Source organism: Lysinibacillus sp. LZ02 (assembly GCF_050613145.1).
Taxonomy (GTDB): domain Bacteria; phylum Bacillota; class Bacilli; order Bacillales_A; family Planococcaceae; genus Lysinibacillus_B.
In genome coordinates this window covers 446,398-471,636 of the sequence record NZ_CP192507.1, presented here as the reverse complement: position 1 = coordinate 471,636, position 25,239 = coordinate 446,398, and the positions used below count along the sequence as shown (strand labels likewise).

28 protein-coding genes are annotated in these 25,239 nt (G+C 41.2%); 7 read left to right on the top strand and 21 right to left on the bottom strand.

Annotated features, from left to right (window positions below; all coding sequences use genetic code 11):
- Nucleotides 1-97: 97 nt before the first annotated feature.
- Together ACQQ2I_RS02200 and ACQQ2I_RS02195 are read right to left on the bottom strand one after the other, a co-directional pair.
- Nucleotides 98-709: a PspA/IM30 family protein gene (locus ACQQ2I_RS02200; protein ID WP_431028927.1), complete on the bottom strand. Its 612-nt coding sequence runs from the start codon at nucleotides 707-709 to the stop codon at nucleotides 98-100.
- Between the two features lie 16 nt (nucleotides 710-725).
- Nucleotides 726-1,067, bottom strand: a complete 342-nt coding sequence (locus ACQQ2I_RS02195) for a hypothetical protein (protein ID WP_431028926.1) — start codon at nucleotides 1,065-1,067, stop codon at nucleotides 726-728.
- A 448-nt stretch (nucleotides 1,068-1,515) separates the two neighbouring features.
- Between ACQQ2I_RS02195 and spx the strand changes: the two genes are divergently transcribed.
- Nucleotides 1,516-1,917, top strand: coding sequence for a transcriptional regulator Spx (gene spx, locus ACQQ2I_RS02190; RefSeq protein WP_391368078.1), 402 nt, complete (start codon nucleotides 1,516-1,518; stop codon nucleotides 1,915-1,917).
- A gap of 59 nt (nucleotides 1,918-1,976) precedes the next feature.
- Entirely contained in the window at nucleotides 1,977-2,405 is a 429-nt protein-coding gene (locus tag ACQQ2I_RS02185; protein ID WP_431028924.1) for a MarR family winged helix-turn-helix transcriptional regulator, read from the top strand.
- Between the two features lie 311 nt (nucleotides 2,406-2,716).
- Here ACQQ2I_RS02185 and ACQQ2I_RS02180 read toward each other — a convergent pair whose 3' ends face one another.
- Complete coding sequence (locus ACQQ2I_RS02180; RefSeq protein ID WP_391368083.1) at nucleotides 2,717-3,262, bottom strand: RNA polymerase sigma factor; 546 nt, start codon at nucleotides 3,260-3,262, stop codon at nucleotides 2,717-2,719.
- Nucleotides 3,263-3,483: 221 nt separating this feature from the next.
- Between ACQQ2I_RS02180 and ACQQ2I_RS02175 the strand changes: the two genes are divergently transcribed.
- The gene (locus ACQQ2I_RS02175; protein WP_431028923.1) at nucleotides 3,484-4,866 is read left to right on the top strand and encodes a dipeptidase; all 1,383 of its coding nucleotides are present in this window, start codon (nucleotides 3,484-3,486) and stop codon (nucleotides 4,864-4,866) included.
- Between the two features lie 210 nt (nucleotides 4,867-5,076).
- A complete protein-coding gene (locus ACQQ2I_RS02170) occupies nucleotides 5,077-6,516 on the top strand; it encodes a tetratricopeptide repeat-containing diguanylate cyclase (protein WP_431028922.1) in 1,440 nt (479 codons plus the stop codon).
- Nucleotides 6,517-6,683: 167 nt separating this feature from the next.
- Here ACQQ2I_RS02170 and ACQQ2I_RS02165 read toward each other — a convergent pair whose 3' ends face one another.
- The 3 genes from ACQQ2I_RS02165 to ACQQ2I_RS02155 form a co-directional block, all read right to left on the bottom strand.
- Nucleotides 6,684-7,595, bottom strand: coding sequence for a nuclease-related domain-containing protein (locus ACQQ2I_RS02165; RefSeq protein WP_431028921.1), 912 nt, complete (start codon nucleotides 7,593-7,595; stop codon nucleotides 6,684-6,686).
- 303 nt (nucleotides 7,596-7,898) lie between these two features.
- Nucleotides 7,899-8,795: a heme o synthase gene (gene cyoE / locus ACQQ2I_RS02160; protein ID WP_431028920.1), complete on the bottom strand. Its 897-nt coding sequence runs from the start codon at nucleotides 8,793-8,795 to the stop codon at nucleotides 7,899-7,901.
- A gap of 130 nt (nucleotides 8,796-8,925) precedes the next feature.
- Nucleotides 8,926-9,192: a hypothetical protein gene (locus ACQQ2I_RS02155; protein ID WP_431028919.1), complete on the bottom strand. Its 267-nt coding sequence runs from the start codon at nucleotides 9,190-9,192 to the stop codon at nucleotides 8,926-8,928.
- Between the two features lie 448 nt (nucleotides 9,193-9,640).
- On the opposite strand from ACQQ2I_RS02155, the gene ACQQ2I_RS02150 reads away from it, so the two are divergent.
- Nucleotides 9,641-10,249 carry a hypothetical protein gene (locus ACQQ2I_RS02150; protein WP_431028918.1) on the top strand — a complete coding sequence of 203 codons (609 nt, stop codon included), beginning with the start codon at nucleotides 9,641-9,643 and terminating at the stop codon, nucleotides 10,247-10,249.
- A gap of 116 nt (nucleotides 10,250-10,365) precedes the next feature.
- Here the strand turns inward: ACQQ2I_RS02150 and ACQQ2I_RS02145 are convergent, their stop codons facing one another.
- The 15 genes from ACQQ2I_RS02145 to ACQQ2I_RS02075 all read right to left on the bottom strand — a co-directional run bounded on the left by ACQQ2I_RS02145 (nucleotide 10,366) and on the right by ACQQ2I_RS02075 (nucleotide 24,358).
- A complete protein-coding gene (locus ACQQ2I_RS02145) occupies nucleotides 10,366-11,859 on the bottom strand; it encodes a class I adenylate-forming enzyme family protein (RefSeq protein ID WP_431028917.1) in 1,494 nt (497 codons plus the stop codon).
- 26 nt (nucleotides 11,860-11,885) lie between these two features.
- Nucleotides 11,886-12,695, bottom strand: coding sequence for an enoyl-CoA hydratase-related protein (locus ACQQ2I_RS02140; RefSeq protein ID WP_431028916.1), 810 nt, complete (start codon nucleotides 12,693-12,695; stop codon nucleotides 11,886-11,888).
- On the bottom strand, nucleotides 12,688-13,209 hold the full coding sequence (locus tag ACQQ2I_RS02135) for a TRAP transporter small permease (RefSeq protein ID WP_431028915.1): 522 nt from the start codon (nucleotides 13,207-13,209) through the stop codon (nucleotides 12,688-12,690). The genes ACQQ2I_RS02140 and ACQQ2I_RS02135 overlap by 8 nt, the downstream gene beginning before the upstream one ends.
- Before the next feature lie 12 nt (nucleotides 13,210-13,221).
- The gene (locus ACQQ2I_RS02130) at nucleotides 13,222-14,535 is read right to left on the bottom strand and encodes a TRAP transporter large permease (RefSeq protein ID WP_431028914.1); all 1,314 of its coding nucleotides are present in this window, start codon (nucleotides 14,533-14,535) and stop codon (nucleotides 13,222-13,224) included.
- 68 nt (nucleotides 14,536-14,603) lie between these two features.
- On the bottom strand, nucleotides 14,604-15,758 hold the full coding sequence (locus ACQQ2I_RS02125; RefSeq protein WP_431028913.1) for a TRAP transporter substrate-binding protein: 1,155 nt from the start codon (nucleotides 15,756-15,758) through the stop codon (nucleotides 14,604-14,606).
- Nucleotides 15,759-15,780: 22 nt separating this feature from the next.
- Nucleotides 15,781-16,371 carry a TetR/AcrR family transcriptional regulator gene (locus ACQQ2I_RS02120; protein ID WP_431028912.1) on the bottom strand — a complete coding sequence of 197 codons (591 nt, stop codon included), beginning with the start codon at nucleotides 16,369-16,371 and terminating at the stop codon, nucleotides 15,781-15,783.
- Nucleotides 16,372-16,381: 10 nt separating this feature from the next.
- Entirely contained in the window at nucleotides 16,382-17,530 is a 1,149-nt protein-coding gene (locus tag ACQQ2I_RS02115) for an acyl-CoA dehydrogenase family protein (protein WP_431028911.1), read from the bottom strand.
- Between the two features lie 401 nt (nucleotides 17,531-17,931).
- Nucleotides 17,932-19,077: an acyl-CoA dehydrogenase family protein gene (locus ACQQ2I_RS02110; RefSeq protein ID WP_431028910.1), complete on the bottom strand. Its 1,146-nt coding sequence runs from the start codon at nucleotides 19,075-19,077 to the stop codon at nucleotides 17,932-17,934.
- A 13-nt stretch (nucleotides 19,078-19,090) separates the two neighbouring features.
- On the bottom strand, nucleotides 19,091-20,026 hold the full coding sequence (locus ACQQ2I_RS02105) for an MBL fold metallo-hydrolase (RefSeq protein ID WP_431028909.1): 936 nt from the start codon (nucleotides 20,024-20,026) through the stop codon (nucleotides 19,091-19,093).
- Between the two features lie 82 nt (nucleotides 20,027-20,108).
- A complete protein-coding gene (locus ACQQ2I_RS02100) occupies nucleotides 20,109-20,558 on the bottom strand; it encodes a hypothetical protein (RefSeq protein ID WP_431028908.1) in 450 nt (149 codons plus the stop codon).
- Nucleotides 20,555-21,814: a replicative DNA helicase gene (locus tag ACQQ2I_RS02095; RefSeq protein ID WP_431028907.1), complete on the bottom strand. Its 1,260-nt coding sequence runs from the start codon at nucleotides 21,812-21,814 to the stop codon at nucleotides 20,555-20,557. Before ACQQ2I_RS02095 ends, ACQQ2I_RS02100 begins: the two co-directional genes overlap by 4 nt.
- Before the next feature lie 6 nt (nucleotides 21,815-21,820).
- Nucleotides 21,821-22,480: a hypothetical protein gene (locus tag ACQQ2I_RS02090; RefSeq protein ID WP_431028906.1), complete on the bottom strand. Its 660-nt coding sequence runs from the start codon at nucleotides 22,478-22,480 to the stop codon at nucleotides 21,821-21,823.
- A complete protein-coding gene (locus tag ACQQ2I_RS02085; RefSeq protein ID WP_431028905.1) occupies nucleotides 22,474-22,773 on the bottom strand; it encodes an ORF6N domain-containing protein in 300 nt (99 codons plus the stop codon). Before ACQQ2I_RS02085 ends, ACQQ2I_RS02090 begins: the two co-directional genes overlap by 7 nt.
- Nucleotides 22,774-22,868: 95 nt before the next feature.
- Complete coding sequence (locus ACQQ2I_RS02080) at nucleotides 22,869-23,876, bottom strand: hypothetical protein (RefSeq protein WP_431028904.1); 1,008 nt, start codon at nucleotides 23,874-23,876, stop codon at nucleotides 22,869-22,871.
- Between the two features lie 140 nt (nucleotides 23,877-24,016).
- A complete protein-coding gene (locus tag ACQQ2I_RS02075) occupies nucleotides 24,017-24,358 on the bottom strand; it encodes a hypothetical protein (protein WP_431028903.1) in 342 nt (113 codons plus the stop codon).
- Nucleotides 24,359-24,479: 121 nt separating this feature from the next.
- Between ACQQ2I_RS02075 and ACQQ2I_RS02070 the strand changes: the two genes are divergently transcribed.
- Together ACQQ2I_RS02070 and ACQQ2I_RS02065 are read left to right on the top strand one after the other, a co-directional pair.
- Nucleotides 24,480-24,935, top strand: coding sequence for a hypothetical protein (locus ACQQ2I_RS02070; RefSeq protein WP_431028901.1), 456 nt, complete (start codon nucleotides 24,480-24,482; stop codon nucleotides 24,933-24,935).
- A gap of 143 nt (nucleotides 24,936-25,078) precedes the next feature.
- Complete coding sequence (locus ACQQ2I_RS02065; RefSeq protein ID WP_431028900.1) at nucleotides 25,079-25,237, top strand: hypothetical protein; 159 nt, start codon at nucleotides 25,079-25,081, stop codon at nucleotides 25,235-25,237.
- The last annotated feature ends 2 nt before the right edge of the window (nucleotides 25,238-25,239 follow it).

Genomic DNA, 25,239 nt, shown 5'->3' with positions numbered 1-25,239 from the left:
AAATCTTAAAAACAGGATAAGATGCAGACTGTCTTGAAAACGCTTGACAGACAAGGCGTGCAGCCGAGTGAAGAGTGCCTTCACATCCCTTATTATACTACTGCTTTTGCTCCAGTGCGGCTAAACGTCGCTCAAAAGTCGTCACCTCATAGTTGTGATTCACTTTCGATGCGAGACGGTCAATATAATCGGCCGCATCGTCAAATTTACCGGTATGCATATCGGCTTGCTTGGACGAAACTTCTTGCATACGATAGTTCGCATGCGCGACATTTTCCTTGCTCATTAATTGTAATTGACGCACTTTCATATCTTGTAGACGGTGCTTCATTTGTTCAAATTGTTGCTCCAGCTTCGTATGCTCTGCCGCTGCTTCATCATAGCTTTGTTGTAGCAATGCTTTTCGGCTTGCATAAGCTTGCACCTCTGCTTGGGTAAAGTCGATTAAATCTTGCTCCCCCGTTGCTTCTGCTAACGCTACTTGCTCCATACGTTTCGCGAGTTTCCCCTCTACTTCTCGTAATTCAGCAGCAATTTTTTCTTTCAACTCGTATTGACGCGTCACGAGTTTCCCTACCTTTTCTGTTTCCTTCTCTGCCTGACGAACATATTGGTTCAGCATCCCAATTGGATTTTTGCGCTCCGCTGAATCAAATAAATCATGTAACATTGCCTCTACTGTTGTACTTAAACGTTGTAATACATTCATGTGTACTCGCTCCTTATCATTTCGTTAATTTGTTCCACTCGACTTCAAAATTGTCGAATGGGTCTTGCTCTTTTAATTTGAAGTTGCCGTCTTTACATACTTTATATGTGTAGTAACCCACTACAGGTGCCGCTAATAATAGAAGGAATGGCACACTCCCAATCGCAAACATGACACCCGCGGCGACAATCGTGATATTTAGCAGCTTCATCACGAAAGACTGGCTGCGTTGATAGCCCCAAACACCGAAGATGGCGATTGCTGAACCAAGTAAAAATCCTCCGATCATTGGTCCTAAAATCGCTACTAACATAATGACGACAAAACCAACTGCTGTGTATTTTAAAAAGTTCTTCATCTGTTGTGCTCCTTTCGTTTTGTTACACTTATCGTACTTGGAATCGCGATTTCCTTTAACAGTCCCCAAATGGATTTTCCTCTCCGTCTAGAGGCGGATATACACTCATTCTCCAGTAATGGAAAATTTTATTTCTATATAATGCATGAGAACGAAAATAAAATCATACATACTAATACCGCCTTTTGACTCACCAACAGGTTATTTGTAGGTATTTTTTCGTTCTGAGTAAATGAATAGCATTTTTCTGAAACTTTTTCTCAAAAATGACGTATATATTTATAAAGAGCTGGGTATACAAGTAAATGGATAAACTTTTACATACACAGTCTATTTACAAAAAAAACACTTGCAAAACATATATCTTACTTGTAAGATAAAAGTATAATAATTATCTTATTCGTAAGCTATTTCAAAAATCAAACAATCGAAAGCGAGGAATTTCATTATGTCAGTAACAATTTATACACAATCTAGCTGTTCCTCATCACGAAAAGCTTTAAAATGGTTAAATGAAAATAATATTGCTTACACTGAAAAACGTATTACATCACAGCCACTTACTCTAGCTGAATTTAAAAATATTTTAAGTATGACGGAAGATGGAACAGATGAAATCATTGCAACAAACTCCAATGATTTTAAAAATTTACAAGTCGATATTGATCAATTATCCATTCAGGAGTTGTTCAATTTAATTCAACAGCATCCTCGTATGCTACGTAGCCCTATTCTATTAGATGAAAAACGCATCCAAGTTGGCTATAATGAAATGGACATTCGTCGTTTCATTCCGCGTAAAGTACGTGCGTTTGAACTAAATGCCTTACAACAATTAGCGGTTGAGTAATATCATCCGCTTTCCTTTTTTACATAAATTTGCGAAAGACTGTGTTGGAGTTGAACAAAATGGACCAGAAAAGAAAAGAAAGCCTAGCTGCTCTGTTCGAATCAATATCGGCCCTTGAACGTAAAGTCGCGAATGAATGGAATAACCACAATGAACTTGGTTTTTCTAAATCTCATATTTTAATTCTTGAATATTTAGCAAGCGAAGGCCCAAAGCGTCCCTCGGCTATCGCCGATCGTTTGAAGGTGACAACAGGCGGCGTAACAGTGCTTACTACAAAACTATTAAAGTCTGGTTTTATAGAAAAAACACAAAGCGAAAATGATCGTCGCGCTTCCCAAATCTCCATTACAGCACAGGGACTTCATGTATTGGAGCAATCTCGAAAACAAATTGATACACTCATTAACCATTTGTTCGGCATGCTAACCGAAGAAGAAATCGACACAATGCGTACGATTTTTAATAAATGTGTGCATGACAGTTAAAAATCCACGAGAATCTATTATTCTCGTGGATTTTTTTGAGTTTTAATGTGGGCTGGGGTTGGTTTTGACCGGATAGCCCGGCTTTTTGCTCGGATACAGCCACGTTTTGCTCGGATACCAGCGCCTTTTGACCGCTTACGCATTCGTTTTGACCGCTCGGCTACTTTTTGACCGGATAGCCTGGCTTTTTGCTCGGATACCAGCGGCTTTTGACCGGATAGCCTGGCTTTTGCTCGGATACAGCTGGCTTTTGCCCCCTCCCCTCCAGGAAGCAAAAAAGCATAACGCCACGATAGACGTTATGCCGAAGATTAAGCGGTTACAACAGCTTCTAGTTTTTGATCTGCTAACAAAATTTCCTTTAGTCTTGCTTTTGCACGGAATAAACGTGATTTCACCGTACCTACTGACACTTTCATAATCGTTGAAATTTCCGCTAATGAATATTGATCCACATAGAAATACCATAATGTTTTTTGATAAATGCCATCTAACTGACGCATTTTTTCTTGTACGATTTGCGTAATTTCCGTTTTGACGATTTGTTCTTCTGTTGAAATGTCATTATTGGGAACCAAATCTAAAATCGGTACGTCTAATGTTTCAGGTTGACTCATCATGTATTTACTACGGCGTACATTTTTGCGATAGCGGTCGCGGAAAGTATTCATTGTAATCGTTGTAAGCCAAGCTTTTACATGGTCAACTTCTGTCAAGTTATCCTCATAGCGGACAACTTTTACCCACACTTCTTGCATTAAATCCTCTGCTTCTGAAGTGTTGCGTGTTAATTTTAAACATAAATGATAAATATATCGATGAAATTCATTATAAATTAAAGTTAGTTTTTCATTCATAAAGATCGCCTCCATATAGCGTTCGTTTTGTTAAGTTTATTTTCGCAGAATTATTTCTTACACTCTATCGGATTTGCTTTCATTTACCTTACAATGATGTAAGGTGAAGTGAAATCTTTTGTAATATAGTGATTCATGTGATAAAGGTCCTCAAAATTTCAGCCGATGCAGTCCATATGGTATAATATTTCTATTATCGAATTATTGAAGGAGGCTCACAAATGAGTCATTTAGCCAATTTAGATGCTTATTTTGCAGAAAATCGTGACAAACACTTAACAGAACTAAACGATTTTTTACGAATCCAAAGTATTTCTTCCCTATCCGAACACAAACAACATATGCAAATGGCCGCTTCCTGGTTAGCGGCTGCGATGAAACGCGTCAACCTCGAAAACATCTCGATCGATGAAACAGGTGGTCACCCTGTCGTTTATGGTGACTGGCTCCATGCACCCGGCAAGCCGACCATCCTATTTTACGGACACTACGATGTGCAACCGGTGGACCCATTACATCTGTGGGAAACGCCGCCGTTTGAACCACAAGTACGTGACAATAAACTATTCGCGCGCGGTGCTTCCGATGATAAAGGGCAAGTATTTATGCACCTAAAAACAATCGAAGCATTATTTGCACTAGATGGCACACTGCCGGTGAATGTGAAATTCATCATTGAAGGTGAGGAAGAAATCGGCAGTCCGAACTTACCGCCTTATGTAGAAAAAAATAAAGAAAAGCTTGCAGCGGATTTAATTTTAATTTCAGATACGGGGCTTTATGCACCAGGTAAGCCAGCTGTTTGCTACGGACTACGTGGTTTAACGGGGATTCAAATTGATGTGCGCGGAGCAAAGGGCGACTTACACTCAGGCCTTTATGGTGGCGGCGTACAAAATGCGATTCATGCATTAGCTGACATTTTAGCGTCATTCCGCGACGAGCACGGCACGATTCAAGTAGAAGGCTTCTACGATAATGTCCTCCCGTTATCGGAAGAAGAGCGCCAAGCTTACCGCGACCTGAACTTTGATGAAGAGGCATTAAAAGAAGAAGTTGGCGTGAACGAATTATTTGGTGAAGCGGGCTACTCTTATCTGGAACAAATATGGGCACGCCCTACGTTAGAAGTAAACGGCGTATTCGGTGGCTTCTCTGGTGAAGGCATTAAAACGGTTCTTCCTGCTGAAGCAGGCGCGAAAATTACATGCCGCCTTGTGCCAAATCAAGACCCAGGTGAAATTGTTGCCCTGCTAAAAGCACATGTGGAGATGCATAAGCCTGCTGGTGTTGATATTACCATTTCAGAATTTGATAAAGGGGCACCGTTCATCACACCGTTTGACAACCCTGTGATCCAAGCAGCAGGTCGTTCGTATGAGCGTGTGTATGACGTGCCGACTGCTTATATACGTGGCGGGGGCTCGATTCCAATTGTGGCAGCATTTGACCAAATTCTTGACTTACCTGTTGTGTTAATGGGCTTTGGTTTATCAAGCGAAAACTTCCATGCGCCAAACGAGCACTTCCATCTCGAAAACTTCGATAAAGGACTTCGTGTATTAGGCGACTACCTATATGAAGTCGCGGCACTTAAACTATAGAAACTTCCCACTAAAACCTGCGCCCTCTAAGCGTGCAGGTTTTTCTATTTTCTCACTACATCTCACTAGGAAAAAACAATTTTTCATAAAATATACACTAAAATACCCCCACAAATGTATACCCTAATTTTTGGATAAATAGTATAATTAATATATATAAATGATTTATGTAGACTAGTGATTTTCTCCTAAGAGAGAGTAGGTGAAAGATTGAGCATAAAATATAAACCCATTCCACATGTAGAATCACATTACGACCAATTATTTGCTGATGGGCATTATCACAGGGCAATTGACATCATGAGCACCTTTCTAGAAGAATTTGAGCAGCATAATAACCCATATGGCGCCATGATTGCCCACATTAATATTGCATCTTGCTACTATTGTTTAGGACAAATGGAAAATGCCTTTCAAAGTACACTTCAGTACAAGCAGTTATGCGATGAGTACGGTAGTCCGCACGAACACTATAATTTATGTTACATTTACGCCCTGATCTATGAATATGAACAACATTACGATAAAGCAAAAAAAGCAATGGAAGAATGTATTCGCCTCGCACAAATGCTGAACTTGCCTTACGAATTAAGTAAAAGCTATCGCATGATGAGTACTTTTCATCTCGTAACAGAACACTATGAAGAAGCGCTTATCCTGGCACAAGAAGCGCTAGCTATCGCTAAAACGCATTGCGCCGAAGATGTGCACTTACATTGCCAAATTTATTGTAATCTTGCTATCACCTATGTGCATCTGGAGCGCTTTACTGATGTAGCACAACTGCTTGAATTACTCTCACATAACCCTTTTATTCAAAATAATCAACGTGAGCGCAGTTGTTATTTATATACGAAAGGGTTACTTGCCCTTAAGCAAGGGCGGCTTAACGAGGCGATTACCTATTTATCGGAAGCAGAAATTATCGCATTATCTACGAATAACCATATGTTACTCAAACGGATTTATTTTTATCATGCGCAAGCGTATGAACAACAGCAGTGCTTCGAAAACGCCTATGAGTATATGAAAAAACACGCTGGCATGCTAAAACAAGTATACAAAGGGCGTCTGTTTTCAAAAGTGAGGGAGCTGGATATCGAGCATAGCATTTCCACAATGGAACGCCGAGCGAATATGGACCCACTATCAGGGGTATATACGCGTCACTATTTAGAGTCCACCTGTGATCATTGGCTAACGGAAGCACGACAAACAAGCGATCATATTTGTTGCCTTGTATTTGATGTAGATAACTTTAAATCGATTAATGATTATTACGGACATCTTGTCGGGGATGAAGTGATTGCAGCTGTCGGACAACAGTGTCGAAAAATTGTGCAGGAAGAACAAACATTGATTGGACGCTACGGTGGAGATGAATTCGTGATTTTACTCAAAAACTTTTCACAGCAGCAAGTAGTCAATAAAGTAAATGACATATTCAACGCACTTACAAATATGACGGTTTCAGGTGAAGGATACAATGTGCAGTTTACGATTAGTATGGGCGTCGTCTGTAACTCAAGTGTCATTGCTCGTAAATTTAAGCAGTTATTTCGTATCGCTGACCAAGCACTTTATATGGCGAAAAGCCAAGGAAAAAATCAGGTTGTCTCCCTGTCTCATATGAACCATCCTTACGCATAAGGGTGGTTTTTGTGTGTGTCGGGGATTTTTACGCGAGTTCGGGTCGGTTTTACGCGACTTCCCTGCACTTTTACGCGGATTCGGCGCTCTTTTACGCGACTTTCCTGCACTTTTACGCGGGTTCGGCGCGGTTTTACGCGACTTTCCTGCACTTTTACGCGACTCAGCTATTTTATTTTATATTTACTCCCTCTTTTTGAACCGACTTTCTCTAAATTGAGCTTCTTTAATAATCTGGCTGCGGCATCTTGCGAACGAATGCCCATGAAATCGCGAAATTCACGATTTGTAATCCATTCGCTCACCAACAATCGGTAGTCTTGCAGTGCTTCTCTCACAGGCTCAATGCTTCTCCATTTGCACTGTGCACATTCAAATTGTCCATACATAAAGTCCATTTTCACCTTGTAACGACATTTACTACACAACACACCGCGAATCATCCTTTGTATATCCAATGACAATGGATTTTCCGGTAGCTGGTGATACTTGCGTAAATTTGTCGCTAGCTCGGTCAATTGCTCGCTCGACAAACAAAGTCTGTGTTGGCTAAACAAATGCCGAATATGCCCTTCTAGCCCGCCCCACCGAAAGACCGCTTCTTGTCTTGGGATTGTGCCTAATAAGGACTTCGGATGGACAAATACAACCGCCCGTTCGATTGGTAATACATCGCCGATTAAAAACTGGAGTGACCGCTGATGTCGTTTCACTTGTGAAATGGGGTTGCGGAATACATCGACCTCGCCGTTTTCTCGCGTGCGAATCATTTGATCCCGCTCGATATCAATAGCAATTGTGCCAGTGATGTTCTTAATCTCTACTACCAATGCAAAATGCCGTGATAAAAAAACGGTATCCATCTGATTCGTAAACTCGCCAAATTGAACACAAAAATTATGAAGGAGCGCATAGTCTTGCGTTAATTGCATATCGCTCCACCACCGATCCATATACTGCTCTCCGTAAAGCCCCGATTGGATCTGTTGAAGTTCCTCTTCGAATTCCGGAAACCCTCTCCGTATAGCAGCTTGCAACATCAATGCTCTTACTGGTATCTCCCTATCTAGCACGATCACGTCTATTTCCCCTTTTCGACCGATTGTACCATAGCAGAAAAGGGCCCTTTTTTATCTAATTGACCAAATTTCATTTTTGCAAAAGGGACATGTTGCTATAACAGCTTTTCCGGCTACATGAAGTAGTCCAAAATTTTATTTTATGTGTTTTTTTGGGGAGTTCCATTCGGTTTACGCGGGGTTGGCGATTTTTTACGCGACTTCCCTACACTTTTACGCGAGTTCGCGCCTGTTTTACGCGACTTCCCCCATTAAAACGCCAAAAACCCTCAAAGCACATTCGCTTCAAGGGTTTTTCATAGCTTATAGAGCACGTAAGATTAATCCGACTGCCGAGTAAATAATAACTGTGGCAAATAAAACCACCATATGGAACAGCGAATACGTAAACATCTTGTTAGCCCACGTTTTCCCTTCCATCTTGTGGTAGCCAACAAAGCTTAGCCATAACCACGCACCGCCAAGGACAAACGACACAATTGTCAGCCCGAGACTAAGGGGATAGAATAACAAGCTTGTTAGCATAACTAATACTAAATACACATTCGTTTGAATGTATGTGCGGCGTTCGCCTTTTACAACCGGTAACATCGGGATATTGGCTGCGGCATAATCCTCACGCTTTCGAATGGCAATCGCGTAAAAATGCGGCATTTGCCAAATGACCATAATGATAAATAAGGCCCAACATGCTGGATGCCAAATATCTGGTGCTACTGCGGCCCAACCGATTAATGGCGGCATCGCACCGGAAACACTCCCAACTTCTGTATTCCAAATCGTCCGACGCTTTGTCCACATTGTATACGGCACAACATAGAAAAACACACCCAGAAACCCCAATAATGCGGCTAACGGTGTTGTAAAATAAAGTAAAACAATCCCTACAATTAATAAAATCACTGCAGCGATTAATACTGTTTTTACACTCAATGCCCCTGTTACAGTTGGTCGAACTTTCGTGCGCGGCATAACAGCGTCAATATCGCGGTCATACACATTATTAAACGAACCTGCCGCTGCAATAACCGCGGCTGTACCAGCTAAAGCGAATACGACATTCCAAATGTTATCGATAAAACTAAGTTCATAAGTATATAATGCGAGCATTAAGCCAGCGACCATCGGGACTAAATTGGACTTAATAATCCCTGTCTTGACTGCCTGTGCCCATAATTTTGAATATGATTGATTCACCATTTTGTCTCTATTAAATGCTCCCTCATATAATCACTTCATATAATTATACCCTAACCTATGTCTAACTTCCATTATGCTAGAGTTTTTTCTCACAAAAGACACAAGTTGTGGAGGAAGAGACGGTATTTCGCTAATACCAATAGCCTTTATACGACGACGAACGACCCACCCATTTCATAAATGGCACGCCTTCATATTTATATACGACTTGCCGTTTAATATGAGGCGGAAAGAAATAATCGAGTTGGTCTTCCGTCATATCCAGTATTTTCTCGTAACATGTCTCGCACAATAAACAATTCACATTATAAGAATGGACGTATTGATGTTGCTTCCGGCTGACGATATCGATTAAATCAAAACATACATCACATTGCTCAATCCCATAAATTTGCATACGAGCACCTCTTTCTTGCTCGTATTATTCCCGAATTTATTGCACCAACACCTGTCTTCCTATAAAATTTAATAGTAGGAATAAAATTAATAAAAAAAATAAAAAAATGTAATATTTCATTTACGATGAGCATATATATTATAAGTTTGCTCATTCCTATAAATCACAAAAAATCGAATTGCTGGCCAATCGCTACCCCCACAATGATTAGCTATGCAAAAACTGGTCTAACCACAAGAATAGCAAATGTACAAATTGGTCCAACCATAGGATGAGTAGATATAAAAATTAAAAATAAGTGCTCCAATCAAGGCGATAATAAACCTATTGAATAGATTCTTCCTAGAATAGCCTACTTGCTCTTTATTATCGTATTATATCCATCGTGTATCACTATCATTTCATGTATAGTAGTATTGGCAATTGAAAGGAAGAATCAATAGAGAAAATGAGAAATCTTACAATTCAACATTCTTTATACCCCATTTCAACAATAGATTTCAGGGAATTTGAAGTACTTTATACAACATGGGAGGACGCACTCGCTCCTCTTACCGTCAAAATTCATAATCGTGATAATGCACTTGCATTTGTATTAAACTGTTGGGTATTTATTCGGCATTACCCATTCATCACCATACCAGATATGGAACAACACTTTATCCATCGATCTGACTATTACTTTGCAACATTGCTAAACAATTCAGCAGAAATCGCTGAGATGACACAAACATGGAAAGAGGATGCAGATCGTTTATTTATCTTTAGCTACTACTTAGCACTCTATTTTATGCGTTGGGTTGATTTTGTTTTAGTGGAAGAAAATGCAGAAATCGCCGCAGCTATTTTTAAGCTTAGCCAAAAACAAGATTATTATTTACGCACTAACGAAGACCTATCTCCTGTCAGCAGAAAAGCCATTTACCTTAAACAATGCCTTGCAACATCTTTGCTTACACAAGACAATGCTCGTTTTAAACGTATCGAGAAAATCATCAAGCAGTCCATTAATCAAACAAACAGCATGGTGAAGCAGAGAGAAGTCGTATATTGTTAGAAGTTCGGGATAGACAAAAAGCTGAATGGCTACGGCCATTCAGCTTTTTTGTTTTGGGTGCCAGCGTAGTACCACCTTCGTACCGCCTTTGTACCGGGTACTACGCTGGTACCACACTATGCATGCTGCACCTTCAACGTATGCTTCAACACTTTCCCCGATGCGTTTCGTGGAAGCATATCCATGAATTCAATTTCAACTGGTACTTTATACTTCGCTAAATTTTTCGCACAGTACGCCAGAATGGCATCGGCATCCAGTGATTGCCCCTCTTTTAATACTATACATGCCTTTGGAACTTCACCGTACACTTCATGAGGTACACCGATAACAGCGGTTTCTAAAATTTCCGGGATTTGATATAACACATCCTCAATTTCAATCGGGTACACATTCTCCCCACCGCGGATCATCATATCTTTTTTACGATCGACAATATATAGGTAGCCTTCCTCATCAAAGCGACCTAAATCGCCAGAATACAGCCATCCATTCTTTAACGTACGAGCGGTTTCTTCAGGGTTCTTTAAATAGCCAATCATCACTTGTGGACCCTTGACTGTAATCTCTCCAACAGCACCTGTCGGTAAAGGCTCCCCGTGTTCATCGACGACTTGCACTTCTGTCCGTACGAGCGGTCGACCGACAGAGCCAATTTTTTCTAAGGCCTGTTCATCTAATAATGAAGAAGCGGCAGGTGTATTTTCTGTTTGCCCATATAAATTTTGTACACGCACTTGCGGGAATGCGTCTTTTAACTGACGTAATATTTCATATGGCATCGGGGCTGCACCATAACAAAACAATCGTAAATGCGGAAACGCCAATGTTCTTGTATCAGGGCGACTTAACAAAATCATATACATGGCCGGTACGCCGAAGAAAATTGTCGCCTCTGTTTCCACTAATTGCTGCAATGTCTTTTCTGGTGAAAAAGCCTCTTCAATAATCACAGTACCCCCTGCATAAAGCGTCGGTACAGCAAATACATGACTGCCTGCACAATGGAATAGCGGTGTACAAATGAACATTCGATCCTGTTCTGTCATTTCCATAGACTCAGCCCAAATTTTTGCCGTTTCATATACATTGCGTTGCGACAGCATTACCCCTTTTGGCTTACCTGTCGTACCTGATGTATACATGACAATCGCCATTTCATCTGGGTCGACTTCAACAGAGATAAGGGTATCATCAAGTGAAGTATCTTCTATAATTTTTTGTAAAGTCTCTTCACTACTAATGATTTCCTCAAAAACATAGCCTGTTGCCAGCACATTCTCCTCCAGTACTGGATCACAAATGAGTACTTTTGCTTCAGAATGATTCAAAATATATTGCACCTCAGGAACTGCCAGCTTTGTATTGATTGGCATAGCCGCCATCCCTAGTAATTGTACGCCAAAATAACTCACTAAAAACCGCGCAGAATTATGCATATAAATTGCCGCGATATCGCCTTTTTTATAGCCCTTTTGCTCTAAAGATGCGGCTAAGCGTTCAGCTTGCCTGTACAACTCCTGATACGTTAAGGTTTCCCCTTTAAACTGCACTGCAACCTGATCTGCTTTTGATGTGGCATACTGCTTCAACATATTTGTGATGAACAAATTGAACACCCTTCCCCTCAAGAAAATTAGTCAAAAAACAGTGGTAAATCGGAAGCTTTTAATGGAAACTGTGGATTGCGTTTTTCCATAAATGATTGAATCCCTTCGTGTACATCCTTCTGGCGAGAAGCCCAATATAAAAATTTCGATTCTGCCTCATGTGATGAAAACGGATGTGGTGCATTGACCATCGTCCACAGCAATTCTCTCGTAAATGCATTTGATGTGGCGGCTGTATAGCGTATGATTTCCGTTGCAATTTCTTTCGCTTTTTGCAACGGGTCGTCCACTTCGTATTGGAATAAGCCTGCTGCTACCCCTTCTGTTGTTGAAATATAGCGCCCTGAATACATCCATTCCAACGCTTTTCCAAGTCCAACATGCTTTGTTAAAAACCACCCTGAACATGCTTCAGGTCCAATTCCTCTTCTCGCAAATACAAATCCTACTTTCGCCTCTTTTTTTACAATTCGAATATCCATCGGGAGCGTCATCGTAAGGCCAATCCCGACAGCTGCACCATTGATCGCCGCTATAATCGGTTTATTGAGCTCATATATTTTCAAGCTCACCTTTCCACCAATATCGCGGAATTGCTCTGCTGTCACATCGACTTTAAAGGGGGTATCGCTCTCAAATAAATCCATGCCTGCACAAAAGGCACGACCTTTCCCCGTGATGATGATGACACGTACTTGGTCATTCTCCTTTGCCTCATCAAATAATTGCTCTAATTCTTCACTCATTTTGTACGTATAGCTGTTTAATGCTTCTGGTCGATTCAACGTAACGGTTAAAATTCCTTGTTCAAGCATCGTTTCAATTGTTTCAAACATGTTCATCCCCACCTACATTATGAGATATAACGTCCCCTTCTTTTTTAACGAAGCGCATTAACACTTCTATTAATACTAAGAAAAACCCGAGTGGTACTAAAAAATAAAATGGCCAAATCGGGACTAACTTTCCTGCCACGGGAATGGCCATGCCGATATTCAATCCAGATAAAGCAAACTGAAAACCGTAATACGTTAATAAAGCAAACACAACCGTATCAAGAACAAGCAATAAATAATGATGGACCAGCTGAAACTTTCGTGGTGCTTTCGAGACTAATTCTGTTAATCGAGGCAAGATGCCAACCCAATACGTATAACCCAGTGCTGGAAATACAACTAATGGCATGAGGAAGTTTTCCGTAATTTCATATACACCTGGGACGGGTATACCAAAAACATTGCGCATAAAAACATCCGCTGTTATGAGCAGCATCATGGTAAAAACACCAAAACAACTAATGTACTTACACACTTCTCTACCTATGTGGGTCGTCTTATAAAGTCCCTTCATGTTATACCTCCCTTAATGCATTCGACTCGGTAACCATGTGACAAGCTGAGGGAATAAAATGAGTATGGCAATGATGATAATGGAGCTAATAACGGCAAATACAGTCGATACCCTAAATAATCGTTCAATTGAAATGCCCGTCACACTTCCTACGACATATACACTTAAACCGACAGGAGGCGTTAACATCCCAATGGTACAAACGATTGTGAGTGCAATACCGAACCATAATGGATCTGTCTGAATCACATCTAAAATCGGTGTTAAGATTGGCACAGTCATTAAAATAACGGCTACACTTTCGATAAACATAAAGAGGATAAAATAGAAAATCATAATTAAAACTAAAATCAGCACGGGCTGATCGATAATTGGTTGCAGTAAATCAATAATTTTACGTGGTACTAATGACAAAGAAATAAAGCGACCAAACAAAGAAGCGCCGACTACAATGAACATCGCCATGACAGTAATTTTTACTGTTTCTACTAAGGCTGCATTCATGAAAGCCCAATTCACCTGTCTAAGTAATAAGGCCATCACAAAAGCTAAGGAAGCACCAACTGCACCGGCTTCTGTCGGTGAAAAAATCCCTAAATAAATCCCGCCAAAAATAGCGACACCCATACTAGTCCCTAGCAATAGCACAATGACATAGCGAGAAACCGGTACAGCCTCTTCAAATTGATCCTGCTCCTGAGTAGTTGCACTCATCTCCTTTTGATAAATCTTCAAATATACAAGCGTAATCAGTGAAAAAATGAGCATGAGTAAAATACCTGGTATTAAAGCAGCTGTAAAAAGTTGCCCAATTGAAATTTGAGCGACTACTCCATATAAAATTAAAATAACACTCGGTGGGATGATAGCTGATAGTGATCCTGCACAAGCAGCAATTGTTCCCGCTAATTCAGGGGAATAACCACGTTTCCTTAGCTCAGGTACAGCAATTTGTGCAAGGGCAGCAGATGTCGCCGTTCCTGAACCCGATACGCCCCCTAATAGCCCCCCTAGAAAAATCGTCATCATGCCAAGAGGACCTGGTTTTCCTCTCGATAATCGGTAAAGTAGCCCATATAAATCTTTGACAATACCAGATTGGATAATAAATTGCGCCATTAAAATGTACATTGGAATGGTTGTTAAGGAATAGACCGCAACTCGGTTAAACGGTTCATTTTGCAGAAAGCCTTTTAACAAATCCATGCCACCGATTAAGTAAATCCCGATGATCCCTACCACAAACATTAACGAGCTAATATAATGTCCGACGAGCAATAAATAAATGAAGAGAACAAAACATATTAGAATGACGATATTTTCCATCACTATCACCTCCATAGAAGGAAGAAGTTAAGCATAGGCTTAACTCCTTTCCTATTTGTGTTGAGCAATTATAAATCCATAATCTCTTGTGGAAGTGTTGCACCTGCTTGTACTAACTCATCTCTCCAAAGTAACGCCATTTCTTTTCCTGCATGACCTTGTGCTTCTAAATTACTAATCCATTGTGTCCAAGAATTCACAATGGCTTCTTCAATTAATGATTTCACTTCTGGATTTACATCATTAAATTCGATAATTTTCCCACCTTTTGCAACATTAGAGTCAATATTTTGTTGTGTTTCGCTCTTCGTTAATGTCGCACCACCAGCTGCTGCTTCAAGCGCTCTTTTTTGGAAAATTTCTTGCACTTCTGGCGTTAGCTTATTCCATGTATTTTCTGTCATAGCGGTATGCCCTACAAAATGCCCGAAGTTCGCCCCTGTAATTGTATATTTAATGACCTCGTCTAAGCCAAATGCAATCCAGTCCGGTGCATTGTAAAGTATGCCGTCTAATGCATTACGACTTAGTGCATCATAAGCATCTGAAATCGGTAGTGATTGGCCTGTAATGCCTAATTCCTTCGACAAAATTTCATGTACACGTGATGCAGTACGAATCCGAATCGATTGCGTGAAATCGCTTACACTTTCAAAGTTAGTTTTTGTCGTAGAGAATACATACGGCTCTGTCGGTGGGTTAGCAAAGGCGACTAACCCTTTATCGCCAAACTCTAACTCATAATACGTTTTCCCGTCTTTAATTTCGCGATCACTGCTCATGACATTCGCAAATGCCTTCTGCGCAATTTCTGCATCAGAAGAAAGGAGTGGTAACATCACGGCTTCTGTATACGGGAAGCGTGCTGGATCATATGGCGGCATAAGTGTTAAGGCAATATCAATTTGACCTGATAGTAATGCATCATACTCATTACCCAGCTCTACTAATTCTCCTGCATTAAATACATCAAATGTAATTTGATCGTTTGTATCTGCTGCTACCGCATCCGTTAATGGCTTAAACATACCGCGATACCAAAAATGCTTATCTGGTACCCCTGAGGATGCACGGAATTTTAATTTTTCCTGCGTTGTTGTAGCGGTATTGTTATCACTAGATACTGGTTCCATATTTTCTGTAGATTCATTTGTTGTGCCTCCACATGCTACTAATACAAGGACTAAAAGCGATAAACCGAACAAAATGAAAGACTTTTTCATTGTATTCCCCCCGATATGTTTTCTATTTCAGAATTTTCAGAATATATTTGACGAATAAGTCCGTAATCTCATCGTACGCGAGACGTCCACGTGACTTTACCCACTGTTGTACCCAATTTAAGCCACCTAATATAAATTGCCTGAAAATAACCGGCTCTTGTACCGTAAATTCACCACTCCCCACGCCTCTTTCAATAATTTCATCAAATAAGCCTGCATAATGTCTTCGCAACTGTAAAACTGGCTCCAAATACTCTGCCTTATATGCTTTCTGAGGCTCAATAATAAGGTTGAAGCTTTCTTTTTCATGAAGAGCATAGTGCATGTGGATTTGAATCATTTTGGTTAACGTCTCTTCTGCTGATTCTACACTTTCAGCCTGTAAGCACTGCTCATGTTCTTTCACGGCCTTGCTTAATACGAAATTATGACATTGAAAGATTAAGTCATCTTTATTTTTGAAATAGTAGTAAAGAGACCCTTTTGTCATGAGTAACCCTGCTGCAATTTCTTCCATGGTCGTTCCTTCATAGCCCTTTTTATTGACAATGGCTAATGCAGATTTTAAAATCTCTTCCCTTTTCTTCTGAGCTCTTTTTTCACTTATTCGCATGACTACACCTCTAATCCAGCAATTTCTTCGCAATAATTCCTTTCATGACCTCGGTTGTACCTGCATAAATGGATGTCACTGGCATATCACGGTATCTCCTTGCAATCTCGTATTCTTCCATATAGCCATATCCTCCATGTAGCTGCAGGCACTCTGCTGCCACTCTCTTCGCCATTTCACTAATCCACCATTTGGCCATAGATACTTCTTTCACAATTTCTTCTTTTTGTATATGTTTTTGCACTAGTTGATTGACATAGCTACGCCCTAAATCAATTTCCGTTGCCATTTCGGCAATTTTAAAACGTGTATTTTGGAAGTCTGCAATTCTACTGCCAAATGCTTGCCGTTCTTTGACATACTGGATCGTTAGTTTCAGTATTTCTTCTGCTTCTACCATCACTTGTAACGCAACAAGCAGCCGTTCTTGCTGGAGCTTGTCCATTAAGTAATAAAACCCTTTCCCCTCTTGTCCTATGAGATTGCTTACTGGTACTTTGGCATCCTCAAAGATTAGCTCCGCTGTATCACCGCTATGCATACCGATTTTTTCAAGTTGCTTTCCTCGTTTAAATCCCGGTGTATCCGCTTCTACAACAAGTAAGCTAATGCCCCTATACGCCGGCTTCGCATCTGGGTCTGTCTTACAAACAACGACGATAAAATCCGCTTTCCCCCCATTTGTAATGAAGGTTTTCGAGCCATTTAAAATATAGTAATCGCCCTGTCGTTTTGCGACCGTTTTTACACCTGCCAAGTCTGATCCCGCACCCGGCTCTGTCATCGCAATCGCGCTAATCAATTGACCTGCCACACTTTTCGGTAACCACTTCTCTTTTTGTTCCGCTGTGCCATAATCCGCGATGTAAGGACAGACAATATCTGCATGTAGCGAAATGCCACTCGATACGCCAACGCCAACTTTCTCTAGCTCCTCTGTTAAAATAGCGGAATAACTGAAATCTACCCCTAAACCGCCATACTGCTCCTCTACCCACGGCATTAAAAAACCATGTTCCCCAAGCTTCTCCCAGAAAGCACGTGGAATATCTCGCTGTTCCTCCCACTCTTTAAAATAAGGAAACGCTTCTTTCTCTAGCATTTTTCTGAGCGCCTTTCGAAACTCCTGTTGCTCTGTATTCATATCAAATAACTCCATCTGTCACTCCCCTTTTAACAGTAAATTTCCCGTAGAAAAATGTGTCTACAATAATAATTTGAACTACGGTTAAAATTTGAACTGCATTTAATTTTTAATATATATGTAAGAATGAATGCTAACATGTTACATCAACGAAAAAAACTTTCCGCAAAATTTGACAAAGTTATCGACATATACGCCTCGCAAAACAGTCTGCTGCACTTTATTTTGTTGATTAGATTGGTTTTTCATTGTGCTCGGATACAATATCCTTTTGCTTGTTCAATAAAAAAACATAGCTCGCTCTATTTTAGAGCGAGCTATGTTGTACCACCTTAGTGCCATCTTTGTACCGCCTTTGTACCGGGTACGTACCATCTTTGTACCACCTTCGTACCCGGTACTACGCTGGTACCCCCTCACAACCCCATATTCTTCGCAATAATTTGTTTCATGATTTCATTCGTACCAGCATAAATGGACCCGACTGCGATATCGCGGTATCTTCTCGCAATCTCGTATTCTTCCATGTAACCGTACCCACCATGAAGCTGCATGCATTCCACCGCGACATTTTGTGCTAAATCGGTCATCCACCACTTGGCCATCGATACTTCTGTCACGATATCCTTCCCTGCCATATGATCCTGAATGAGCCGATCGACAAATGTTTCTCCGATTGTAATATTCGTCGCCATTTCCGCGAGTTTAAACTGTGTGTTTTGAAATTTGCTAATCGGTTTCCCAAAAGCAGTACGTTGCTTCACATAGTCCACCGTAATGTCCAGCATCCGCTTCATTTCTGCTCCCGTTCCAATCGCTAAAATCAAGCGCTCTTGCTGTAGTTTTTGCATTAAATAGTAAAAACCCATGCCCTCTTGCCCAATCAAATTTTCTTTCGGCACAACCACGTTATCAAAAATAAGCTCTGATGTATCGTTTGCATGCTGGCCTACTTTCCGCAGCTTATGCCCTTTTGTAAATCCAGGTGTTCCTGCCTCCACGGCGATTAAGCTAATCCCTTTATGAATCGGCTGTGCCTGTGGATCGGTGATACAAACGACCAACACTAAATCCGCTGAATAGCCATTTGTAATAAACGTCTTTTCCCCATTGATGATATATTGATCGCCGTCTTTCACCGCCGTCGTCTTAACACCTGCTAAATCCGACCCCGCACCTGGCTCTGTCATCGCAATCGCCGAAATAATCTCGCCACTGACGGCTTTCGGGAGCCACCTTTGCTTTTGCTCCTCAGACCCAAAATCTTGAACATACGGCATGACGATATCATTATGCAGCCCCACACCGCCTATCCCTGCGCCAATCGTAGACAGCTCCTCATTTATAATGACGGAATAAGCAAAATCTGCCTCCGCACCGCCATACTTCTCCGCTGCCCACGGACAAAGAAATCCATGCTTCCCTGCCTCTAACCAAAAAGACCGTGGCACTTGCTTGTCCTGCTCCCATTGCTCAAAATATGGTGCCGCATGCTGGGCAAGAAACTGTCGAAAAGCCTTCCGAAAAATAGCATGCTCTTCCAATAAATACGGTTTCCCCATACTAAGCTCCCCCTTATCGTGCTTGATAATACCAAACACCCTTTTCACAGCTCTTCTGGCATTGTTTTTGATGATACAAATACTCTAAATGGGCAATTGTTTCACCAATCGCAAAGCGGTACTCATGAGCTGTCAGCACTTGACTAAATAGCTGTGCATTTGCTTCAAAAATAGAAACCGGTTGCTGAATGACTTCATATGTTTGCGCTAAACGCTCCTTGTGATGCGCGATTAATTGCTCAACCCGTCGATTCCCACGACGAAACGGTTGTCCATGTGAAGGAATGATTCGGTCTACATCAAGTGCGCGTATTTTCTCTAGCGAGGCAAGGTACGACCCCAACGGATTTTCTTTGCCCTCAAACCAGTACGAAATATTGGGTGAAATATGCGGCAAAATATGATCCGTCGAAAAAAGAATGCTTTGTTCTTCATTAAATAACGTCATTAATCCGTCTGAATGACCGGGTGTGACGAGCACTTTATATTCATACTTACCAAACGGAATGACTTGTCCCTCTTCCAAATATTGATTCACCATAGGATACGGTTGAACGAAACTTTCGTCCTCCAATGTGAACATGTCAGAGAACGTGGCATCATGAAAACCAAACGTATAAGACGTCTGTTTCATCCTTTCCGCGAACTCCGGTTGCCAAAAGGACAAGCCTTGTTGTGCTTCGATTTCTGTCATCCAAACAGACGCATTTGTCAATTGTTGCAGCGTGCCCGCATAGCCAAAATGGTCTGGATGATGGTGAGTAATCAACATATCGTCTATTTCATGTGCTTCAATAATCGGTGCCCACAGCTTTGCGGTCTGTTCCGTATTTAATCCGGCATCGATGATAGTCCAACCATTTTCTCCTTCTGCGATAAAACAATTTACATGATTTAAACGATACGGTAATGGTATTGTCAGTTGCTGTACCCCTAGTTCCTGCAACATGTACAATCCCCCTTTCACAATGATTATCTATTTTCCCTACTAGACTTTATATGTTTCAAATATCAAATGAATGATTTATGCATTACCACTTTCCCTCTACAACACCGACAAAATAAGGGAAAGCGGTCACTTCATGCTTTAATTGTTCAATAGACATCACCGCATGAAACGATTCGAAGTAAAATTCTCGATACTTGAACCAGTCGTATACATCATAGATTGTGTTCGGTGTTTGTTTGTACATGTACCAAAAGGCTTGTGTCGCACTTTGAACTGTTGTCGCAAAGTACAGCGCATAGTCCGTTCCTCTTATGCGAAAGGCAAATAGCTTCACGCTTCGTATGCCGAGGACATCTGCCTTGATCATAAAGCGAACTTGTCTTTTCTCCTCTTCACTCAGTTGTAACGAATCAAGGCTTTCAGCAGGCGCTTCGAGTGAAAGTTTGTCGTTTTGACATGCCCAGTATAATAATGTAGCGAGAAAGACGTTGTCACATGCAAGTGCTACCTGCATCAGCTCATGAATGGTCATTTGCCTACCTCCTCAAAATAACGCCCTGTTCCACGTGCATAATAAGCGGATACTACGCCGGTTGGACCGTTGCGATTTTTTGCGACATTCATCTCCAAACGGTCAAGCTGCCGCACTTGTCCTTCTGCATAATAACTATCTCGGTATAACAAAATAACAATATCCGCATCCTGCTCAATATTACCCGAGTCGCGAATATCACTTAGCACAGGTCGCTTCGACTGTCGGCTCTCAACATTCCGGTTCAGTTGTGCCAAACAAACAACCGGGCATGCAAAATCCTTCGCCAGCGCCTTTAACCCTTTGCTAATAAGACCAAGTGACTGTGTTGAATTGAGTGCAGGGTCCCCTTGCATCATTTGCAAATAATCAATAAACACGATGCACTGCTTGCCCGGATGCTTCCTCATGACATGCCTTGTTTGTGCACGCACTTGCTCCACACTTAAGTTGGACCGGTCATCAATCTGAAGCCCAAGCTGACATAGCTTATTTAGCACGATGGACCATGTTTTCTTTTGTTGCTCCGATAAGGCATCGTGCGGATTGCGCAATTTTGTTCGGTTATAGCCACCCAAATTTGCAATAAAGCGAGAAACAAGCGAGCTCCGACTCATCTCTAATGAAAAAATAATCGGGACCATGTGATGCTTCGCTGCCTGCAATGCAAAATGATTCATCAAATCCGTTTTTCCAATGGATGGGCGGGCAGCGACAATGGTCAGCTCCCCGTTTTTAAAGCCGTCTATTACTTGATTGAGCTGTTGAAAACCCGTTGTGACAGCTGGCTGTTGCATACTTGGTTCAAACGGTACCTCAAGCTGTGACACGACATATTCCGTAATCGATGTATCCGTATAAAGCTCATAGCTCGCCGCTTGATCGAGTGCCTCTTGAATAACTGGAATCGACCAGTTTTCTTGTTGCGCAATTTGCAAAATATGCTGCTTGCGGCGTTCTCTATATGCCTCGAGTAACAGCTGCGCATAGACGCTAAACTTTTCCACATTCGCCACATGCTCCAACGATGCTAAAAATTCAGCTCCCCCCATCGCCTCCGCTCCGTATAACGTCATGAGCATCACCCGGTCCACGATACGCTCATCCGCACGTAGCTTCTGCATTGCCTGATAAATGCGGGCATGCAGCGGGATTGCAAACATGGCGGGCTGTAGCGCATGATCCGCAATATACTCATTGTGTAGTAGCATAACCCCTAGCACACTTTTCTCAACAAGCTCGATATTTTCCGCCATCTGTCATCACCCCTCCACCGCAAATAAATGCTGCGGATGCATATTACACGTCCCGTTTTTCCGCATGATCATTTCCTTTAGCCACTCGATACTATATCCTTGCCGTAGCTTTGTTAAAATGGGATTTGTCACATTTTCATCCATCACTGAAAAATAATTACCTGTACATGTATTCAAATAAATGACGACATCTTCTATTTTTCTTTTATCTAATTCTTTTAATATAGAAGTGTCCAATTTGAGCGCATCGTTGGGGTCATTTTGAACACTCGGTTGTGTCCATTTTGAACAGGCGGGCTGGTCATGTTGAGCACCCCCAATAGCGAGTGTTACATCCGCCTCCTCAAATAAACGATGCAAACAATCATAGTCAATCGTGTACCACATCGTATGATCCGATTTCCTCGTATTAAAATCAGGCCGTCTATGAATTACCCCGCGCTTTTCTAACGAACGAACCGCACGGCGAAGAGAGCTTTTCGATATATACGGGAAATGCTGCAACCAATTATTATACGTATGAAAAAACCATATTCGCCCTTCCTTTTCCACACCTCTTTGCTGTAAAAAATAATGCAGTTGCTGCAAAAACAGCGCCTCGTTTATGCCAAGCTTCACCGCCACTTCCTTAATCAACATCGTCCCCGCCCCTTTCATGACTAACATCTCGCTTCCCCCTCCTGAAAATACGGAAATACATTTGTAATATAGTGCTGCTTTACATACGGTGCTCGAAACGTTTGCATTAATTGATACGCCCCTTGCTCTGTCCACAGTAGACAAACGATTAATGATGGCGCAGTCACCTTTACCGCTTCACCTGTTACGACATAAAAATGAATACCTTCTTCAAAACGCACCCGATTTCTCGAAAAATTGCGCAATAAATGCCCCTTCTTTACCCCGAGCATCACGGCCAACTCCCGCGATAAACACACCTTTTGCCCTTCCCACATCATGTCTACTCCCCCTTTCCTACTACTATCGAAATGAGCATACAAAAAAGGGACAGAAAAAAAGCGCCTGAACAAATTCATGTTCAAACGCTTTTGTATTACTCTACAACAATTCGGTCCATCCACGTAGCAGCACGGCCTAAAATTTCCGCACGTAGCTCTATCAAATTTTCATATTGATAGAAGAATTGTATCTTTTCTTCAGCTAACGTATCGCCAGCTGGGTATGCCGTTAACACAAAATGCGCAAATGTCTCTGCGAAATCCTCGACAATCGTTGTCTCCGCATATTCTGTTACATAATCATCCTCTGTATACTCTGCCTTACCATCTGCATAAAATTGATGATAGAAATCCGCAATATACGCATCATCAAAATAGCAATCCTCTTCAATTAAATACGTTTCACAAACATCTGAGTAATAATCGACTTCCGTCTCACGCAATGACAGCAAATGTGCAAATTCGTGAATGTACGTCACCATGGATTCAGATGCGTACTCCTGATGCTCGTTGTTAATACCAAGCGTCCACTGAGAAGCCGCTGTTTCGTCGTGTATATATACATGCGCTAAACTGTCTCCACTTTGAAATACTTCAAAACGGTCCATCTCTGGTCTTGCATGCTCCGGAATAATCCAAGCATAGCTATACCACAGCCCTGCGTGGTACTCCAGTGTCTCATCATCGATATTGGCATCTGTGTACAGTTCCTCTGTTTCAAGATCCACATCATACACCGCAATCGTATCTAACCCGTCAAACGGCTCTGGCACGGACTCTTCATAAATGAGCGAACCGTATTCCTCCTCCAGCATCCACACAAGCTCGTCGCCCCATTCAACACAACCTTCTGGGTCATCACATTCCACCACAAGCGAACATACATCGTCCTCCTCGATATACACCTCGCCCTCTTTACAACCATCTCCGACCAGATCGACCATTTCGATCTCTTCATCTACATAGTTGGCAGCATCCTCTGTTTGTGTACTCGCTGTTTCAACCTGTACCTTGCTCGTTTCCTCTTCCTCTAACCATTCATCGCCACATGCCGCGAGCATTAGCGCGAACACAAATAACCCTATCCCTCTCGCAATCTTCAAAAAAACGCACACCCTTCTACAATATAATAGCTAGACAATACCAGATGGAGGTTAAAAATAGGTGAAATTGTGAGGGAAAATGATTGTTTTTTAACCCTCCAATGTGTTTTATGTTTCATAAAAAATCACCTCAAAAAAACCTAGGCAGTATGTTTACCTAGACTTCTCTTTACTCTTGTAAATTGAAAAATACTGATGAATAGACTCATCATACTGACAAACCAAAAGACACCTGCAATTCCTATCTGCATGGAATTCTCTTCCGAAGCCATTGGATGATTATAATCAAGGTCGGGAGAAATTGCATTCATCAAGAAATAAAATCCACATGATAACGATACTAGATGCAGCAAAATAAACGTATAAGCGACACCATTGTTTTTGTTTTTCATCCATAACGTTATAATCGATATGGCAAAAATGCAGACAATCACGATAAAGCCAATTGTTAATAAATGTGGTATTTCCGCTTCTAACGGCATTTGCATTGCCCCCCTTTCATTTTCAATGCGTACACAACTATTTTAATATTGATTCCAACTTACCCCAATAGCAACTAAAATTATGTTATAAAAATTAATTGATAAAGGAGATGACCAACTATTGTTAATTGAAAAAACAGTGTCCGTTTATTATGTGATTAACGATAAGCCGACGAATATACTAACAAAAGTCTTTTATTCACACACAGTTGATGGTGACCTGGCACATATTCATTATGAAGTGGATATAGACAATCGCCGTTTTTGCTCAGCAGCAACATCCAATACAGAGCTTGCCGTTGAAAATTTGCAAAAAATACTCCCGCCAAATATAAAAATCACCTGTTGCCAAACGTGTAGATACGGCAACTTCTGTCCATATGGTGATCAAGACAATGAAATTTTCTGTCTACATAGTATGAAAATAACGGATAAAAGTGATGTATGTCATCTTTTCACATCGAGTAAAACACTTGATAAAAGAAAACGACATTTACTAGATATCTGCCCAAATTACAAGCCAATCTGTGACAAAGAGCACTACACGTACAATGACTGGAATACTTCATTTAAATGATTTAGGAAACGTGCTATTTTTTAAAATGCCCTTTGTAAAGCGCTTTACTCTATTTGCCTCACTTTTTTGGAAAGATTTCATTCCAATCAAAAAGCATAAATCCACCGCTCCTGTGCACATTAGTTGCGAGGAGGTGAACAGACATGGCGAAGAAAGGGAAAACAAGCTTCAAAAAGAAAAAGCAAGAAGTTCATCCTAAAAAGAAGCAGCGCGAGGAATATTCAGCTGAGTTTAACCAAGTGATTCACAATAATGTACAACAACCGCATTACGAAAAACAGCAACAACATAATAACGAATAACA

Bases quoted from the DNA above. Each gene is read 5' to 3' on its own strand.
- ACQQ2I_RS02125 (WP_431028913.1), bottom strand. From the start codon at position 15,758: ATGAAAAAGTCTTTCATTTTGTTCGGTTTATCGCTTTTAGTCCTTGTA.
- ACQQ2I_RS02180 (WP_391368083.1), bottom strand. From the start codon at position 3,262: ATGAATGAAAAACTAACTTTAATTTATAATGAATTTCATCGATATATT.
- ACQQ2I_RS02195 (WP_431028926.1), bottom strand. From the start codon at position 1,067: ATGAAGAACTTTTTAAAATACACAGCAGTTGGTTTTGTCGTCATTATG.
- ACQQ2I_RS02095 (WP_431028907.1), bottom strand. From the start codon at position 21,814: ATGGCGGAAAATATCGAGCTTGTTGAGAAAAGTGTGCTAGGGGTTATG.
- ACQQ2I_RS02100 (WP_431028908.1), bottom strand. From the start codon at position 20,558: ATGACCATTCATGAGCTGATGCAGGTAGCACTTGCATGTGACAACGTC.
- ACQQ2I_RS02085 (WP_431028905.1), bottom strand. From the start codon at position 22,773: ATGATGTGGGAAGGGCAAAAGGTGTGTTTATCGCGGGAGTTGGCCGTG.
- ACQQ2I_RS02130 (WP_431028914.1), bottom strand. From the start codon at position 14,535: ATGGAAAATATCGTCATTCTAATATGTTTTGTTCTCTTCATTTATTTA.
- ACQQ2I_RS02200 (WP_431028927.1), bottom strand. From the start codon at position 709: ATGAATGTATTACAACGTTTAAGTACAACAGTAGAGGCAATGTTACAT.
- ACQQ2I_RS02090 (WP_431028906.1), bottom strand. From the start codon at position 22,480: ATGTTAGTCATGAAAGGGGCGGGGACGATGTTGATTAAGGAAGTGGCG.
- ACQQ2I_RS02185 (WP_431028924.1), top strand. From the start codon at position 1,977: ATGGACCAGAAAAGAAAAGAAAGCCTAGCTGCTCTGTTCGAATCAATA.
- spx (WP_391368078.1), top strand. From the start codon at position 1,516: ATGTCAGTAACAATTTATACACAATCTAGCTGTTCCTCATCACGAAAA.
- ACQQ2I_RS02105 (WP_431028909.1), bottom strand. From the start codon at position 20,026: ATGTTGCAGGAACTAGGGGTACAGCAACTGACAATACCATTACCGTAT.
- ACQQ2I_RS02075 (WP_431028903.1), bottom strand. From the start codon at position 24,358: ATGCCGTTAGAAGCGGAAATACCACATTTATTAACAATTGGCTTTATC.
- ACQQ2I_RS02110 (WP_431028910.1), bottom strand. From the start codon at position 19,077: ATGGGGAAACCGTATTTATTGGAAGAGCATGCTATTTTTCGGAAGGCT.
- ACQQ2I_RS02135 (WP_431028915.1), bottom strand. From the start codon at position 13,209: ATGAAGGGACTTTATAAGACGACCCACATAGGTAGAGAAGTGTGTAAG.
- cyoE (WP_431028920.1), bottom strand. From the start codon at position 8,795: ATGGTGAATCAATCATATTCAAAATTATGGGCACAGGCAGTCAAGACA.
- ACQQ2I_RS02175 (WP_431028923.1), top strand. From the start codon at position 3,484: ATGAGTCATTTAGCCAATTTAGATGCTTATTTTGCAGAAAATCGTGAC.
- ACQQ2I_RS02140 (WP_431028916.1), bottom strand. From the start codon at position 12,695: ATGTTTGAAACAATTGAAACGATGCTTGAACAAGGAATTTTAACCGTT.
- ACQQ2I_RS02150 (WP_431028918.1), top strand. From the start codon at position 9,641: ATGAGAAATCTTACAATTCAACATTCTTTATACCCCATTTCAACAATA.
- ACQQ2I_RS02155 (WP_431028919.1), bottom strand. From the start codon at position 9,192: ATGCAAATTTATGGGATTGAGCAATGTGATGTATGTTTTGATTTAATC.
- ACQQ2I_RS02065 (WP_431028900.1), top strand. From the start codon at position 25,079: ATGGCGAAGAAAGGGAAAACAAGCTTCAAAAAGAAAAAGCAAGAAGTT.
- ACQQ2I_RS02115 (WP_431028911.1), bottom strand. From the start codon at position 17,530: ATGGAGTTATTTGATATGAATACAGAGCAACAGGAGTTTCGAAAGGCG.
- ACQQ2I_RS02120 (WP_431028912.1), bottom strand. From the start codon at position 16,371: ATGCGAATAAGTGAAAAAAGAGCTCAGAAGAAAAGGGAAGAGATTTTA.